Origin of the sequence: Kribbella sp. NPDC056861 (genome assembly GCF_040687575.1) — a bacterium.
GTDB lineage: Bacteria > Actinomycetota > Actinomycetes > Propionibacteriales > Kribbellaceae > Kribbella.
Map to the genome: position 1 here is coordinate 279,955 of NZ_JBFBNQ010000005.1, position 15,681 is coordinate 295,635.

Here is a 15,681-nt window from a genome sequence, read left to right on the forward strand (position 1 = left end):
GTTCGCCGCCGACTCAGGGTTTGCGGGAGACGACGAACAGGTGCGAGTGCTGACCGGGCACCTCGTCGAGCGGCGTCAGCAGATCGTCCTGGGCGGCCAGGTAGCTGTCGACCCAACCGGCCTCGGCCACCAGCTCCACGAGCCGATCGACCGGTACGACGATGTTGGTCATCGTGGTCTCGAACCTGTCGTAGCGGCCGTCCTCGGCCTGGACGACTCCGGAGATCCGGTAGAAGCCGACCCCCAGGGCCTCGTTCAGCGCGCCCCGGAACAGCAGCATCACCTCATCGGTCTCCCGGATCTGGACCGTGTTCATGCCCCGCAGCCCCACCACGGTGGCGATGTCGAACACGAACAGACCGCCTGGCGAGACCGCCTGGTACACGCACCGGAGGTAGTCGGCGATCCGCTCCAGGTCCGGCAGATGGTTCGGGATGTCGTACGTCGACACCACCACCGGGAACTGCTCGTCGACGGCGAAGTCGGCCGCGTCCCCCTCGATCAGCACCACGGCCCCACCGAGACGCTCCCGGGCCCGTGCCAGCATCGCCGGCGACTTGTCCAGCCCGGTCACCGCGTAACCGGCCTGTTGCAGGTGATGCGCCAGGATGCCGGTGCCACAACCGATATCCAGCACGGTGTGGGCGTCGGGCGCGGCGCTCTGCAGCAGCTTCAGCAGCGACGCCGCGGACTTGGTCGGGTAGGGATGCCAGAGCTTGTCATAGGCCTGGGCGAATCCTTCGACGTATCCCTCGCTCATGAGCTGACTCCAAGATCTTGTGGTCGGGGTAGGTGGTGCCGGACTGCTGGGTGGGACAGCGCCCCGGCCGCGGCCAGGACGATCAGACCGCCGAACAGCAGCAGTCCGGCGGCCGGACCGAGTTCGGCCGCCGCCAGTCCCGCGACCACTGCGCCGACGGGCTTCAGGGACAGCGAAACCAGGTACTCGTAGGAGCTGACCCGCGACAGTGCGGCAGCCGGCACCTCGAGCTGCATGGTGGTGTCCCACAGGACACCGAAGATGTCCGTCGCCACGCCCGCGCAGACGGCCGCGGCAACGACGACCGGCACCGGCGCACGGAAGCCGAGGGCCAGCAGGGGCAGGGCCAGCAACGGCGCGAACAGGACGGCCGTCGGCAGCGGCCGCCGGGGCTTGAACCTGATCGCCACCACCACTCCGGCCAGCATGCCGACGGAGTAGCCGGCCAGTACCAGCGACCAACTCAAGGAGCCGCCGAGGCGATCCTTGGCCAGTGCGGGACCGAGGACGCCGAACGCGGCGGACAGGGCCGCGTTGATCACCGCCGCCGCGAGCACGGTGGACCACAACCAGGGCCTGCTGGTGAACTCGCGCCAGCCGACGCGCAGATCGGTGCGCAGGTCACGGCGACCGGTGCTCTTCGAACCATCCAGCCGGACCGCGCTGAGCAGCCCGGCCGCGACGAAATAGGTCGCCGCATCGACGGCCAGCGCCACTCCCGGTCCGACCCAGGCGACGACCACTCCCGCGGCCAGCACGCCGGCGATGCGGGCCGAGTTGGTGCCCAGCCGGAGCTGACCGTTCGCGCGTTGCAGCGAGTCGGCCGGCACCAGGTCGGCAACGGTGCCGGTGAGAGACGGCAGCAGCAGCGCCGAGGCCGCGCCCGCGACGAAGGCGGCCGTACACAACAGCGCCAGCGGGGCCCGGCCGGTGAGCAGCATCGTGGCCAGCCCGGCGTACGCGAGACCTGACGCCAATTCGGCGACCACCAGCACCCGGTTGCGGGGGAACCTGTCACCGATCACCCCACCGAGGAGAAGCAGAGCGAGCTGTGGAACACCTTGGGCGGCCAGCACCACGCCGAGGGTGACGGGCGTGACGCCTGGCAGCGAGAGCACGCCGAACGCGAGGGCGATCGGCCCGAAGGCGCTGCCCAGCACCGACACCGTCCGGGCGCTGAGAAAGATCCAGAACCGTACCGACACCGGCTTACTCGCGATCCGGTCTGCCTTGTGGCAGCCACCGATCGACCACCACGCCGGCGTCGATCACGGTGATCTCGACCTTGGCGCGCATCAGGTTCCTGGCCAGCGGGCAGATGTGACCAGGCAGCAGCCGGCCCTGCCAGGGCGTCGCGTCCGATCCGGCGTCCCAGGGCTGGGCACAATCGGCCAGCAGGTCGGCATGATCGCCGGACACGCTGATCGCGACGTCCGCGAGATCACCCGCGCCGGCGGCGGCGAGCCCGGCGTCCAGCGTCGCGTACGCCCCCGCGACGATCTCGGTGATGCCGTCGACGCCAAGGGCTCCCGGAGCTGTCGGGGTACCGCCCGCACTCACCACCGGGCACTCGATCCCCTCGGCCCGAATCGACGCTGCGACGCCGACCAGGTGTTCGGCGTTACGTCGCCCGAGCAGCGCGAAGTCCTTGATGTCCTCGGTGGTTTCCGGCCCGTGGTAGCCGGTCACTCCGTCCAGCCGCACCCCGGCAGTGGCGTCGGCCAGGCGGGCCAGGGGCAGGACGTCGGCGGGCGGGGTGTGCCGCAGGTCGATCCGGACACCGATCTGAGTCCCGGCCGCGGCTGCCACCCGGCCCAGGCCGGTGATCGATTCCGCCACGTCGACGTGCACGGCGAGGTGTTCGAGCTCAGCGGCGGCGCGGACGTAGAGCGGCCATCGCCACGGCTCCCGCCATGGCCACGCGACCACGACATCGGTCACCCCGGCGGCGGCGAGATCCAGCGCCGCCTGCGCGCTGTGGACGGCGATGCCGACCGCGCCGGCCAGCACCTGCCGGGAGGCCAGTTCGACGGTGCGATGCGCCTTCTGGTGCGCTCTGGTCACACAGCCGGCGGCCGCCACCTGCTGATGGAAACGCTGGATGTTCCGATCGAGTTGCCGGGCGTCGACGGTCACAGGTACGGCGGGCATCGGTCCTCGCAGGATCGACCGGTAGCCAGGAGATACCGGATGGCTGGTGACGTGCGCCCGCGCCGGAGCGCCGGGCGCAGCGCCACACTTCAACTCTGCAGATCAGCTCTCGACTGGCGGTTCGATGCAGCGCATGACGCCCCCTTCCCTGCGGTCGGTCCGGAGCATCGGAGTCTAAGTCAGCGATCCACCGCCCGGACCCCTTCGAATCTGGGCAGAAAATGAGCAATCAGGACGTGGAACTCGACGTCGCGGTCAGCGAACGGTTGGGGTAGGGCAGGGCAGGTGGTCGCGGGTGATCACCGACTGGGCGCGGTGGCGGCCGAAGTTGAACTCCAGCCAGTCGTCGTCGCTGCGGTCGTAGCCGTTCAGCGCGCAGCCGGCGACCTCCTTCGGCAGGGTGTCGAGGACCGGTACGGCGTCGTCCGACAGGTTCTGCAGGAACAGCCAGTCGACCTTGCCGGTGGCGGTGTAGCGGTCGATGTTGTGCCGGGCGATCCAGGCGTCGGGGTTGATCGCCGCCAGGCCGAGCAGGAAGGCCGCGCCGGTGAGGAGTGCTGCCCGGGGCAGCCAGGTCGCCTTCAGGGTGATGCCCGCGATCATCACGCCGATCACCAGCAGCCCGAGCCAGCCTTCGAAGACGTCGACCAGCAGGCGGAGTTCGGTGAAGCCGTAGGCCTCTTGGTAGAGGTGCATCCGGTAGAGCGCCGAGGCAACGACGACCAGCGTGAGCGCGCAGAGGACGCCGAGTGAGCCGCGCAGCCAGGCGAGGTCGGCGGGCGTCGTACGGGGTGCTTTGCGGGCTGCTGCCCAGACGACGAGCAGGGTCAGCGCCGTCGCGACGGTCAGCTGGCCGAAGCCCTGGTGCACGTACTCCGCGTAGGTCAGGCCGGTGACGCGTTCGAGGTACGCATGCCCATTGAAGCTCGCGGTGGCCTGTGCAGCAAGGAAAACCAGGAAGACGGCGTCCACCAGCAGGACCGGCGCGAGCCATTCGTAGCGGCGCGCGACCGGCCGCACCGGACCGTTGCCGGACTCGACGTTCGGCGGGTTCAGCGCGAGATACACCGCCGCGAGGACCAGGCCTCCGATGAAGACGGTCAGGAAGGCCCGCAGTACGAAGGTGTCCAGCTGCAGGTCAGGGACGATCGCGCCCACCCACTTGGCGAACAGGGCGTCAGCGGAAGCGAACAGCAGCCCGAAGACAAGGACACCCAGCACCGACCAGACGACCGTACGCACTGCCGCGGCGCTCTTCCTGAAGCTGGTCACGGCTTGCAGGGACCGGCCCAGCCAGGGCAGGCCGCGCAGACCCGCGAGCGGCAGAGAGAAGCCGGCGAGGAAGAAGGCGGGCATGCTGCGGCCGTTGACGAGCCCGGCCACGCAGACCACCCCACCGGCGAGGATGCACAGGATCACGATCCACTCCGCGTCCCGCACGACCGCCGTCAGGGCCAGCAGCCCACACAGCACCGCGCACGCCTGGGTGAAACGAGAGCCGCGGTTGGCGCTGAAGCGCAGCACCACCCCGCCCGCGGCCAGCAGCAGGATCGTGGAGCCGATCCCCATGTCGCGGAACGGCAGGATGATGCCGGCCAGCAGACCGACCCCGAGGCTGTAGAGCACCGCGCGGACGTTGCCGGGGATCCGGGCATCGGGCCAGAACCGCCCGAACAACGCGTCCATCGGCGACTCTGGATCGCGAGGCAGTGCTGGGGGTGCGGGGGGTGCGGGACTGACCGGTTGGGTCATCACGGGCTCCTTGGCCTTGCTGGGCAGATGGTTGTGCAGCTGACGTGGTTCGCGAGGCAGGTCGACGCGGGCTCGAGCGCCGGTACTGCGCGGCTCGGGCTCGACGAAGTGGATAGTGCCGCCGTGCAGATCGGTCACCCAGCGAGCGATCGCCAGCCCGAGGCCGGTGCCGCCACCGCCATCGGCCTCCGCGAGCGTTCCGAAGCGCTCGAAGACCCGGTCGCGATCGGCGGCAGGGATGCCGGGCCCTTGGTCGATGACCTCCAGCCGCCAGCCGTCGGGCGTCTCCAACGCGACCAGCCGCACGACTCCCCCGGCCGGGCTGTGCCTGGACGCGTTGTCGAGCAGATTCGCGACGAGTTGGTGCAACCGCGAGAGGTCGGCGGCCACGGTGAGGTCCGGCGGCGTGACCTGTACGTCGTACCGAACCTCGCGGCCGGTCACCGTTGCCTCGGCGACGGCGCGTTCGAGCAGGTCGGTGATCGGCACCTGCGTGGCGGAGAGCTTGGCCTCACCGGCATCCACGCGCGCCAGATCGAGGAGATCGGAGGCCAGGGCGGCAAGGCGCTCAGCTTGGTCGAGCGCAGTACGCAAGGTGACGGGGTCCGGCTCGGCGACGCCGTCGACCAGGTTCTCCAGTACTGCGCACAGCGCGGTCAGCGGCGTACGCAACTCGTGGCTCACGTTCGCCACCAGCTCGCGACGCTGACGATCGACCGCCGCGAGGTCCTCGGCCATCCGGTTGAAGGCCCTGGCCAGCTCGCCGACCTCGTCACTCGACGTCGCGGTCACGCGAGCGGAGTAGTCGCCACGTGCCATGCCCCGAGCCGCCGCGGTCATCTCGCGCAACGGCGAGGTCATCCCGACGGCGAGCAGCTGAGTCACGCCCAGCGCGAGCGCCACCGTCACGGGGACCGTGAGCCAGAAGGGCACACTGCCGACAGCACCGGTCGCGGCGAGGATCGATGCCACCGTGACGCTGACCGCGACCAGCAGGCCGAGCTTGACCTTGACCGACGTGACCTGGTTGAGGATCGGGCCGCTCATGCGGCACCGCCGGGCTCCAGCGCGTAGCCGACGCCGTGCACAGTACGCACCCGGTCGGCGCCGATCTTGGCGCGCAACGCCTTCACATGGCTGTCGACGGTGCGGGTCCCGGAGGCACCCGGCCAGCCCCAGACGTCGGCGTACAGGTTCTCTCTGGTCAGGACGACGCCGGGGTTGGCGGCCAGGCAGACCAGCAGGTCGAACTCGGTCGGGGTCAGGTGTACTTCGGTGTCCGCGACCCAGACCCGGCGCGAGGCCGCGTCGACGCGCAGCTCGCCCAGGTCGTTCGCAGTACGGGTGGCCAGCTCGGCGGCCCGGTCGACGCGACGTAGCAGGGCGCCGACCCGGGCCACCAGTTCGCGCATCCGGAACGGCTTGGTCAGGTAGTCGTCGGCGCCGACGCCCAGGCCGACCAGGATGTCCGCCTCGTCGTCGCGCGCGGTCAGCATCAGCACCGGGACCGGCCGCGCTGCCTGAATCCGGCGGCACACCTCGTGGCCGTCGAACCCGGGCAGCATCACGTCCAGCAGCACCAGGTCCGGCGCCGTCTCCGCGAACTGCGCGACCGCGCCGGGCCCGTCCCACGCCTGGACCACGTCGTACCCCGAACCGCGCAACCGGTCGGTGACCGCCTGGTTGATCACCGGCTCGTCCTCGACCACGAGGATCTTCGGCCGTACTGCGCTCACTGACATGCTGTGAGCGTAGGAGCCGAGCTGGTCAGAAGTAGCGGACGACTCGTGAAGGTTTTGTGGAGGATCCGGCTACTGGCCGGAGACCGCCTCGACCGCCTCCAGGATCGTCGCGGCGACGGGACCGGGCTGCGAGACGCTCAACGCGTGCGATCCACCGGCCACCTCGTGCGTAGTGCGGGCGCCGGCCCGCTCGGCGAAGTACCGGTGCAGCGCGACCGGGATGTTGAGATCCTCGTCGCTGATCACGAACCAGGACGGGATGGTGCTCCAGGCCGGCTTCTCGGTCGGCAGCGCGTCGGTCAACGCGGTCTGGGTGACCGGCCGCTGCGTCGTGGCCATCAAGGCAGCCTGCTCGGCGGACACGTCGGCGCAGAATTGGTGGTGGAACAGCTCCGACTTGATCACCAGCTCGACCCCGCCGGTCGCCACCGGGTAGGCGTTGAGCGCGTCGCCGAGCGTGCTGCCCGGGAACTTGCCCGACAACTCGAAGGCGTTCTCCCCGTGGTCGGGCGCGAACGCATCGACGTACACCAAAGCGGCGACGGACTCGTTGCCCGCACCGGCCTCGGTGATCACGAACCCGCCGTACGAGTGCCCGACCAGGACGACCGGCCGCCCGATCGACGCGATCACGTCGCGCACGTACGCCGCGTCGCCCGCGACACTGCGCAGCGGGTTGGCGACGGCCACGGTGTCGAGTCCCTTCTCCTGCAACTGCTCGATCACGCCGTTCCAGCTGGCCGACTCCGCGAACGCCCCGTGCACCAGTACGACAACCGGCTTCTGCTCACTCATGGTCACTTTCCTCTGCTGTGGTTGAAACCTGCCCTACCTATCAGGACAGCGCAGCCACTCGGGTTGTGACGCGGTATGACCCAAATGGGATGTCCGCGGGTGTCTGGTTGGTGGCTACGGTCCGTTCAACATCCGTAGCTGCACCGCCCCCTGGCAGGAGTTCAGATGTCCCGAAAGATCGCCGCCCTCGCGGCCGCGTTGTCAGCAGCAGGTTTGGTAGCCGCCATCAGTCTCAGCCCGATCAACCCCAGCAACGCGGCCCCGTCCGCCGGTCCCCCGGCCGCCGACGACGCGATGGTCAGCGCGCTCGCGCGTGATCTGCGAATCAGTCCGGCCGACGCTCGGGCCCGGATGGCACGGGAGGGCAAAGCCGCCGAGGTCGAAGGGTTCCTGCGCACCAGCCTCGGTACTACGTTCGCCGGCGCGTGGCTCGACCCGACCGGAAGCACCCTCACGGTCGGCATCACCGACCCCGCCCGCGCCGGCCTGGTGCGGGCAGCGGGTGCCGTGCCGAAGACCGTGCCGCGCAGCTTGGCGCAACTCGACGTACTCAAGAGCCGCTTGGACGCCCAACCAGCTCCCAAGACAGTTCCCGGCTGGTACGTCGATGTCACCAGCAACCAACTGGTCGTCCTGACCAAGGCCGGGAAAACCCAACAGGCCAAGGCTTTCGCGAAGGCCAGCGGGGTCGACACCGCAGCGGCGCGATTCGTCATCTCCACCGAGAGCCCGCGTCCGCTGATCGATGTGATCGGCGGCAATGCCTACTACATCGGCAGCGGCACCCGGTGCTCGGTCGGGTTCGCGGTCACCGGCGGCTTCGTGACAGCCGGCCACTGTGGCCAGACCGGCGCCAACACCACCCAGCCGAGTGGCACCTTCGCCGGATCGAGCTTCCCCGGCAACGACTACGCCTGGGTGAGAGTTGCCGCGGGCAACACTCCGCGGGCACTCGTCAACCGGTACCCCGGCACGGTGCCGGTCGCGGGCTCGACCGAGGCCGCCGTGGGTTCGTCGGTCTGCCGATCGGGCTCGACGACCGGCTGGCGCTGCGGCACCATCCAGCAGAAGAACGCGTCGGTGACCTACCCCGAAGGCACCATCACCGGCCTGACCCGGACCAACGCCTGCGCCGAGCCCGGTGACTCCGGTGGCTCCTGGCTGACCGGCGACCAGGCGCAGGGCGTGACGTCGGGCGGCTCCGGCAACTGCACCTCCGGCGGTGTCATCTACTTCCAGCCCGTCAACGAGATCCTCGGCGCCTACGGCCTCACCCTGACCGTCAGCGGCGGCACCCCGCCGACCACTCCGCCCACCACTCCCCCGACGACTCCTCCGGGCGGAACCACCTGGCAAGCCGGTACGGCGTACGCGGCCGGCGCGACCGTCACCTACGGCGGCCGGACCTACCAGTGCCTGCAAGGCCACACCGCGCAGACCGGCTGGGAACCGCCTGTCGTCCCCGCGCTCTGGCAGGCGCGCTGATCGGCCGGGGGCCGGTCAGGCTCTTCCTGATCGGTCCCCGGTTGCCTACCTTGCTCCCATGGAACTAGAGCTTCGCCATCTCCGGATCGTCTGCGCGGTGGCCGACGCGGGTTCCATCACCAAGGCAGCCAACACGCTCGGCCTCGCCCAGCCGGCTCTGACCGCTCAGCTCCAGCGGATCGAGCGCGTGCTGGGCGGGGTCGTCTTCGAGCGTGACCGCACCGGCATCCGCCCGACCCCGCTCGGCGAGCTCGTCCTGGCCAGGGCCCGACTCCTACTCCCCGCTGTCTCCGGTCTGCAGGCAGAGGCTGCCCGGTTCAGCAACAGCGGCGGCCGCAACGGCGACGTACCGGCCAGCCTGACGATCGGCTCGGCCACCGGCCATCTGCTGGGTCGCCTGCTGCATCACCTCACCTCGGACTACCCCGGCATGCGAGTGACCACCCAGGTCTCGTGGTCGGCCGACGAACTCGCCGCGATGGTCGCCGACGGCAGGATCGACTTCACCATCGTCGGGGTCTGCGGCGAAGCGCCGCCGCCGGTCCAGCCCGGCCTGACCTGGCGAGTGCTGGGCACCGATCCCGTCTTCGTCCTACTGCCGGCCGATCACCGACTGGCCGACGCGCGATCCGTCCCACTGTCCGATCTGGCGACCGAGGAGTGGGGCGCGACGCCAGGCGACGGTTGTTTCGCGGACTGTTTCGCTGCTGCTTGCGGCCGGGCAGGCTTCACCCCGAGCACGCTGTACGAGACCGACGTGGTGAGTTGTATCGACATGGTCGAGTCCGGTGATGCCGTGGTGCTGTGCCAGCCGACGTTTCGCGAGATGCCCGGGGTCGTCGCCGTACCGCTCGACGGCGTGCCGCTGACCTGGCGTCATCTGATCGGCTGGCATCCGTCCGGCCCCGCGGCCGGACTGGCTGATCAGGTGATCCGGCTGGCCGGTCTGGCGTACGTCGATTCGATTGCCCGTAGCCCCCTTTACAGCGGCTGGCTGGCCGGGCGTCCGCAGTACGGGGTGGCGGGTGTGGATCACAGCCCGGAGCTGATTGTCAACGATTAGTCACCCTCTGTTCACCCTGCCATCACAGTCGGCGGCGGGGTGCAGCGGTGTTCACCCGAAGGGTTGCCCTTGCTCTGCGTCAGCGGAGCCAACCGAGGGTGACTATGACTTGCCGTCGTTCCGGCCAATTGGCGACGGTACTTCTCACACCGCCCCCGTGAGGAGTACCGAACGTGAGAGTTCCGAAACCCCATCACGCCCATCGCCGCCGTCGTGCCGGTCAGCTGACAGCCGTCAGCGGACTGGCCGCGGCTCTGCTCGCCGGCAGCCTGGCCAGTACCAGCTTCGCCGCGCAGCCTTCTGTGCCGACCACTCCGCCCGACGCAACTGCCGTCGCTGTCGCAGCCGCTGACCACGCGGTCAACGCCGGACTCGGCACGCTCCGCAAGGGCACGCAGGAGAAGTACAACCGCCTCGGTGTGTTCGAGGGCGGTGACGCCGAGACGCAGGACCTCTTCTACGTCTCGTACGACAAGACCTATCAGGGCCTCGAGGTCGTCGGTGGCGACGCCGTCGTGTCGACCGATGCCGCTGGCAACGTCTTGACCACGGTGGCCGCCTCCCAGGCCACTATCTCGGTCAGCACGACACCGAAGCTCACGCCCGCGCAGGCGACTACCTCGGCCCGCAAGGCCTTCACCACCGTCAGCGGCACCGGCGCGCCCAAGCTCGTAGTACTGGTCGTGGGTCAACCCAAGCCCGTGCTCGCCTGGGAAGTTCCCGTGACCGGCAAGGGAAAACACGCCGGCCACGACCACGGTGACGGCCTCAGCCAGGAGCTCGTGTACGTCGACGCGACCACCGGCAAGGTGTCCCACACCGCCGAGCAGACCGCCTCCGGCTCCGGTCGCGGGATCTGGAACGGCGCCGGCCTGACCTTCGGGACGACGTCGTCCGGCGGCAGCTACCGGATGACCGACCCGGCCCGGCCGAGCCTGTCGTGCATCGACTACAGCACCAACGCGATCATGACGGACGCCGACAACGTCTGGGGCAGCAGCAGCAAGACCGACAAGGTCTCCGGCTGTGTCGACGTGATGTACATCGCCGCCGGCGAGTGGGATCTGCTGAAGAACTGGTACGGCCGCAACGGTCTGGACGGCTCCGGCAACTGGGCCGACGCCGAGGTCGGCCTGCCGGACACCAACGCCTACTGGAACCACTCCAGCAACCCGAACGGCGTCGTCTTCGGCCGCAACAACGCCAGCGCCTGGATCAGCGGGACCGACGTGGTCGCGCACGAGTACGGCCACGGCCTGGACGCCAAGACGCCGGGCGGCATCTCCGGCCACCCCGGCCAGGAGTCCGTCGCCGACATCTGGGGTGCGCTGACCGAGAACTACCTGAACAACCCGAACGACAAGCCCGACTACGAGGTCGGCGAGCTGATCAACCTGGTCGGCAACGGCCCGATCCGCTACATGTACAACCCGTCCAAGGTCTCCGGTCACCCGAACTGCTACTCGACCAGCCTGCCGTCGTCGGTGCACGCCGCGGCCGGCCCGATGAACCACTGGTTCTACTTGCTTGCCGAGGGCACCAATCCGACCAACGGCCAGCCGGTCAGTCCGACCTGCAACAGCAGCACGCTGACCGGGATCGGGATCAAGGAGGCCGGCCGGATCTTCTACAACGCGATGCTGCTCAAGACCTCCGGGATGAGCTACCCGAAGTGGCGGATCGCCACCTTGAACGCGGCCAAGAACCTCGACCCGACCTGCGCGAAGTACAACAAGGTCAAGGCCGCCTGGACCGCCGTCAGCCTGGGCGCCCAGCCTGGTGAACCCACCTGTACTGCGGCAGCCGGCGGCGGCGCGGCTGAGCCGCTGGTGGCAGCGGCCCCCGACATCGACGTACAGAAGGTGCGCGCGCACCTCACGCAGTTCAACACGATCGCCACCAACAACGGCGGTAACCGCCGGGCCGGATCGGCTGGGTACAACGCGTCGCTCGCCTACGTGAAGCAGAAGCTGCAGGCAGCCGGTTTCACGGTGACCGAGCAGCGTTGCACCAGCGGCTGCAGCACCACCCAGACCAGCAACCTGATCGCCGACTGGCCGGGCGGTCCGGCCAACCAGGTGGTCATGTTCGGCGCGCACCTGGACGGCGTCAGCGCCGGCCCGGGGATCAACGACAACGCGTCCGGATCGTCCGCCCTGCTGGAGAACGCGCTCGCTCTCGCCGCGGCCAAGCCGAGCCTGACCAAGCACGTCCGGTTCGCCTGGTGGACCGACGAGGAGCAGGGCCTGAACGGCTCCGAGTTCTACGTCAACTCGCTCAGCTCCACGAATCGATCGGCGATCAAGGGGTACTACAACTTCGACATGATCGGCTCGACCAACGGAGGCTACTTCGTGAACAACATCAGCACCGCGGTGGCGGCGCCGATGAAGGAGTACTGGGACTCGCTCGGGCTGAGCCCGGAGGAGAACCGCGAAGGCGCGGGCCGCTCGGACGACGCGTCGTTCCGCTCGGCCGGGATCCCGACCAGCGGCTACGCGACCGGCGCCAGCGCCCGCAAGACGTCGGCCCAGGCAACCAAGTGGGGCGGGACGGCCAACGCGTCGTACGACCCCTGCTACCACCGGTCGTGTGACACCACGGCGAACATCAACGCGACGGCGCTCAACCGTGCCGCCGACGGCATCGCCTACACCCTCTGGAAGACCGCGGTCACGCCGTAGTCGCAGCTGAGGTAAGCGTGGCCCTCCCGTTCCGCCCCGACGGGAGGGCCTCTCTCATTTGTGCGGGTGGCTGGTGGTCGTGGTGTTGCCGAGCGCCGAGAGCGGCTCGCGGCCGACCGGCTGCGTCGGCCGGGGCAGCAACGGCTTGCGCGGAAGGAGTGCGCAGGTGACCGGCTTGCCGGCGGTCACCTCGAGCTCCTCCCCCGCGTGGAAGAGCGTGACGGAGGCATCCGGGCCGTCGTGCACGGAGTACGTGACCTGTTCGCGGCCGATCTCCACGCACAGCCGGACTCCGTGCCAGCGAACGGTGAACTTCAACCTGCTCAGGCCGGATGGCAGCGCCGGGTTGAAACAAGGCCCGGTCTCGCGCTCCCGGAGTCCACCGAAGCCGGCCACCAAAGCAGTCCAGGCGCCTGCCAGCGACGCCATGTGCAGACCGTCGCCGGTGTTGTGGTGCAGATCGAGCAGGTCGATCAGCGCCGCCTCGTAGGCATAGTCGTAGGCGAGATCGAGCTGACCGACCTCGGCCGCCGTCACCGCCTGCACGCAGGCCGACAACGACGAGTCGCGGACGGTGATCCGCTCGTAGTAGTCGACGTTGCGAGCCTTCTGCTCGGGCGTGAACTCGTCGCCGCACCAGTACATCGCCAGTGTCAGGTCGGCCTGCTTGACGACCTGCTTGCGATACAGCTCGAAGTACGGCGCGTGCAGGAGCAGCGGGTACTTGTCCTTCCAGGCTTCGAAGTCCCACACCGCATAGCCGGTGAAACCCTCGGACTGCGGATGCACGCCGAGCTCTTCGTCGTACGGGATGTGTACTGCGGCCGCCGCATCCCGCCAGGCCGCCTCTTCCTCCGGGTCGACCCCCAGCCGCCGGGCGTCGTCGGGGAACCGGGTGGCGAAGGTCGCCGCCACCCGAAGGTTGCGCGCGGCCATCAGGTTGGTGAAAACGTTGTCGTCGGCAACAGCGCTGTACTCGTCCGGGCCGGTGACGCCGGGCAGGTGCCACTTGCCGTGCCGGTCGTGGTGGCCGAGGGAGATCCACAGCCGGGCCGTCTCGACCAGCAACTCCAGGCCGTAGTCCCGGATGAAGGTGTCGTCGCCGGTGGCCATGTGATACCGGCTGATCGCCGCGGCGATGTCGGCGTTGATGTGGAACGCCGCGGTGCCCGCGGGCCAGTACCCCGAACACTCCTGGCCGCGGATCGTGCGCCAGGGGAAGGCCGCGCCGCGCAGGCCGAGCACCTCCGCGTGCTCCTTCGCCATCCAGAGCGTGCTGTGCCGCCAGCGGAGCGCATCGGCCGCCGCGTCGGGCATCGTGAAGGTGAGGGCCGGGAGCACGAAGCCCTCGGTGTCCCAGAAGGTGTGCCCGTCGTACCCGGCGCCGGTCAGACCCTTGGAGGGGATCGCGCGCCGCTCGGCCCGCGCGCCGGACTGCAGGACGTGGAAGAGCGCGAACCGGACCGCCTGCTGCAGCTCCTGGTTGCCGTCGACCTGGACGTCGGCCGCATCCCAGAAGTCGTCCAGGTAGGTGCGCTGCTGCTCGACCAGACCGTCCCAGCCGGAGAACTTCGCCCCGGCCAGCGCGCCCGACACCTGATCGCTGATCGCCGTCTCCGACCGGAGGCTCGACCAGCCGTAGGCGAGGAACTTCACCACCCGCAGGGTCTCCCCCGGCTTCAGCTCGCAGATGACCGTGTTGCGGGCCCAGTCCTCCCGGACGTCGATGTCCACCTCCATCCGGCTGTCGCACTGGACCTCGTGCGTCATGCCCGCGGCCATCATCAGCTCGCTGGCACGGGTGCGATGGATCAGCACGACCTCTTCGTCGTCGCTGTCCTGCGACACCGCCACCAGCGGGTTCTCGAGGACCGCGGCGACCCGGGGATCGCCGGGTCGGGTCGGCTGCGGCTCGTTGGCGACCAGCTCCGACTGGAGCACCAGCCGGACCGGCTGGTCGACCGCCTCCACGATGTACTCGATCGCGGCGACCGCGCGCTGGGTCAGCGAGACCAGCCGCCGGGACCGGACCTTGATCCGCTTGCCGGCCGGTGAGGACCAGTCGAGCTCGCGCTTGAGGATGCCGGTGCGGAAGTCCAGGCAGCGCTCGTGCGAGTGCAACTCGCCGTACCGGACGTCGAGGGGTGAGTCGTCCACCAGCAGCCTGATCAGCTTGCCGTTGGTGACGTCGACCAGGGTCTGGCCGGACTCGGGGTAGCCGTAGCCCGCTTCGGCGTACGGGAGTGGGCGCTGCTCGAAGAACGAGTTCAGGTAGGTGCCGGGGATCGCGTACGGCTCGCCCTCGTCGAGGTTGCCGCGCAGGCCGATGTGGCCGTTGGAGAGCGCGAACAGGGACTCGGCCTGGGCTAGCTTGTCGAGCGGCAACTCGGTCTCGCGCAGCTGCCAGGGCTCGATCGGGTGGGGTCCGCGGTCGATCATCCCTGCCGCCCTCCGTCGTCGAGCAGCTCGGCGAGGTCCTTGACCACCACGTCAGCGCCGTGGGCCTTCAGTTGCTCGGCCTGTCCGACCCGGTCGACACCAACCACCCAGCCGAAGTCACCCGCCCGGCCGGCTTCCACTCCGGCCAGCGCGTCCTCGAAGACGACCGCCTCGGACGGCTCGACCCCGCACCACTTCGCGCCGGCCAGGAAGGTGTCCGGCGCCGGCTTGCCACGCAGACCCTTCTCCCGGATCGTCACACCGTCGATCCGGTGCTCGACCAGCGGCGCCAGCCCGGTCACCTCCAGCACCTCGCGGGTGTTGGCGCTCGACGACACGACAACCCGGCGCAGGCCGGCTGCCTTGGCTGCCTCCAGGTAGCGCCGGGAGCCCTCGAACACCCGGACGCCGTCGTCGTGGATGCGGCGCAGTACGGCGACGTTCTTCTGGTTGCCCAGGCCGTTGATCGTCCGCGTGCCCGGCGGATCGTCCGGGTCACCCTCGGGCAGTGTGATGCCACGAGACGTGAGGAAGTCCCGCACACCATCCGCCCGGGGCTTGCCGTCGACGTGCGCGTCGTACTCCGCGTGCGCGTCGAACGGCACGAACTCCGCCCCCGTCTGCGTAGCCTCGGCGCGGAGGAAGTCGTCGAACATCTCCTTCCACGCGGCCGCGTGCACCGCCGCGGTGTCGGTCAGCACCCCATCGAGATCGAACAGGCAGACCTTCACCTGCCCTGGCAATCCCAACATCACAAGCCTTCCGGTCGGTGATCCGAACTCCTTCATCACCGTAGCCGGTCGGCGCGAG

General features: G+C 69.4%; 11 protein-coding genes. 3 read left to right on the forward strand and 8 right to left on the reverse strand.

The genetic code is table 11. The annotated features are described in order from the left end of the window. Positions 1-13: 13 nt before the first annotated feature. From AB0P21_RS25655 to AB0P21_RS25680, 6 genes are all read right to left on the reverse strand, one after another. The gene (locus AB0P21_RS25655; protein ID WP_363699722.1) at positions 14-760 is read right to left on the reverse strand and encodes a methyltransferase domain-containing protein; all 747 of its coding nucleotides are present in this window, start codon (positions 758-760) and stop codon (positions 14-16) included. Further along, on the reverse strand, positions 757-1,965 hold the full coding sequence (locus AB0P21_RS25660; protein ID WP_363699723.1) for an MFS transporter: 1,209 nt from the start codon (positions 1,963-1,965) through the stop codon (positions 757-759). Before AB0P21_RS25660 ends, AB0P21_RS25655 begins: the two co-directional genes overlap by 4 nt. 4 nt (positions 1,966-1,969) lie before the next feature. Continuing rightward, positions 1,970-2,911 (reverse strand): alanine racemase, encoded by a 942-nt coding sequence (locus AB0P21_RS25665; RefSeq protein WP_363699724.1) that lies wholly within the window; start codon positions 2,909-2,911, stop codon positions 1,970-1,972. 255 nt (positions 2,912-3,166) lie between these two features. Further along, positions 3,167-5,710, reverse strand: a complete 2,544-nt coding sequence (locus tag AB0P21_RS25670; RefSeq protein WP_363699725.1) for a DUF4153 domain-containing protein — start codon at positions 5,708-5,710, stop codon at positions 3,167-3,169. Then, positions 5,707-6,405, reverse strand: a complete 699-nt coding sequence (locus AB0P21_RS25675) for a response regulator transcription factor (protein WP_363699726.1) — start codon at positions 6,403-6,405, stop codon at positions 5,707-5,709. The genes AB0P21_RS25670 and AB0P21_RS25675 overlap by 4 nt, the downstream gene beginning before the upstream one ends. A gap of 69 nt (positions 6,406-6,474) precedes the next feature. After that, positions 6,475-7,200: an alpha/beta hydrolase gene (locus AB0P21_RS25680; protein ID WP_363699727.1), complete on the reverse strand. Its 726-nt coding sequence runs from the start codon at positions 7,198-7,200 to the stop codon at positions 6,475-6,477. Positions 7,201-7,365: 165 nt separating this feature from the next. Between AB0P21_RS25680 and AB0P21_RS25685 the strand changes: the two genes are divergently transcribed. From AB0P21_RS25685 to AB0P21_RS25695, 3 genes are all read left to right on the forward strand, one after another. After that, complete coding sequence (locus tag AB0P21_RS25685; RefSeq protein WP_363699728.1) at positions 7,366-8,685, forward strand: alpha-lytic protease prodomain-containing protein; 1,320 nt, start codon at positions 7,366-7,368, stop codon at positions 8,683-8,685. Positions 8,686-8,743: 58 nt separating this feature from the next. After that, positions 8,744-9,748, forward strand: coding sequence for a LysR family transcriptional regulator (locus tag AB0P21_RS25690; protein ID WP_363699729.1), 1,005 nt, complete (start codon positions 8,744-8,746; stop codon positions 9,746-9,748). A 173-nt stretch (positions 9,749-9,921) separates the two neighbouring features. Beyond that, positions 9,922-12,432: a M28 family peptidase gene (locus AB0P21_RS25695; RefSeq protein ID WP_363699730.1), complete on the forward strand. Its 2,511-nt coding sequence runs from the start codon at positions 9,922-9,924 to the stop codon at positions 12,430-12,432. A 54-nt stretch (positions 12,433-12,486) separates the two neighbouring features. Here the strand turns inward: AB0P21_RS25695 and AB0P21_RS25700 are convergent, their stop codons facing one another. Next, entirely contained in the window at positions 12,487-14,871 is a 2,385-nt protein-coding gene (locus AB0P21_RS25700) for a glycoside hydrolase family 65 protein (protein ID WP_363699731.1), read from the reverse strand. Next, positions 14,868-15,623, reverse strand: a complete 756-nt coding sequence (locus tag AB0P21_RS25705) for a beta-phosphoglucomutase family hydrolase (protein WP_363699732.1) — start codon at positions 15,621-15,623, stop codon at positions 14,868-14,870. Before AB0P21_RS25705 ends, AB0P21_RS25700 begins: the two co-directional genes overlap by 4 nt. Between the last annotated feature and the right edge of the window lie 58 nt (positions 15,624-15,681).

Excerpts from the sequence above, each read along its gene's own strand:
- AB0P21_RS25655 (WP_363699722.1), bottom strand. The coding sequence starts at position 760 with ATGAGCGAGGGATACGTCGAAGGATTCGCCCAGGCCTATGACAAGCTC.
- AB0P21_RS25665 (WP_363699724.1), bottom strand. The coding sequence starts at position 2,911 with ATGCCCGCCGTACCTGTGACCGTCGACGCCCGGCAACTCGATCGGAAC.
- AB0P21_RS25670 (WP_363699725.1), bottom strand. The coding sequence starts at position 5,710 with ATGAGCGGCCCGATCCTCAACCAGGTCACGTCGGTCAAGGTCAAGCTC.
- AB0P21_RS25675 (WP_363699726.1), bottom strand. The coding sequence starts at position 6,405 with ATGTCAGTGAGCGCAGTACGGCCGAAGATCCTCGTGGTCGAGGACGAG.
- AB0P21_RS25680 (WP_363699727.1), bottom strand. The coding sequence starts at position 7,200 with ATGAGTGAGCAGAAGCCGGTTGTCGTACTGGTGCACGGGGCGTTCGCG.
- AB0P21_RS25685 (WP_363699728.1), top strand. The coding sequence starts at position 7,366 with ATGTCCCGAAAGATCGCCGCCCTCGCGGCCGCGTTGTCAGCAGCAGGT.
- AB0P21_RS25690 (WP_363699729.1), top strand. The coding sequence starts at position 8,744 with ATGGAACTAGAGCTTCGCCATCTCCGGATCGTCTGCGCGGTGGCCGAC.
- AB0P21_RS25700 (WP_363699731.1), bottom strand. The coding sequence starts at position 14,871 with ATGATCGACCGCGGACCCCACCCGATCGAGCCCTGGCAGCTGCGCGAG.
- AB0P21_RS25705 (WP_363699732.1), bottom strand. The coding sequence starts at position 15,623 with ATGTTGGGATTGCCAGGGCAGGTGAAGGTCTGCCTGTTCGATCTCGAT.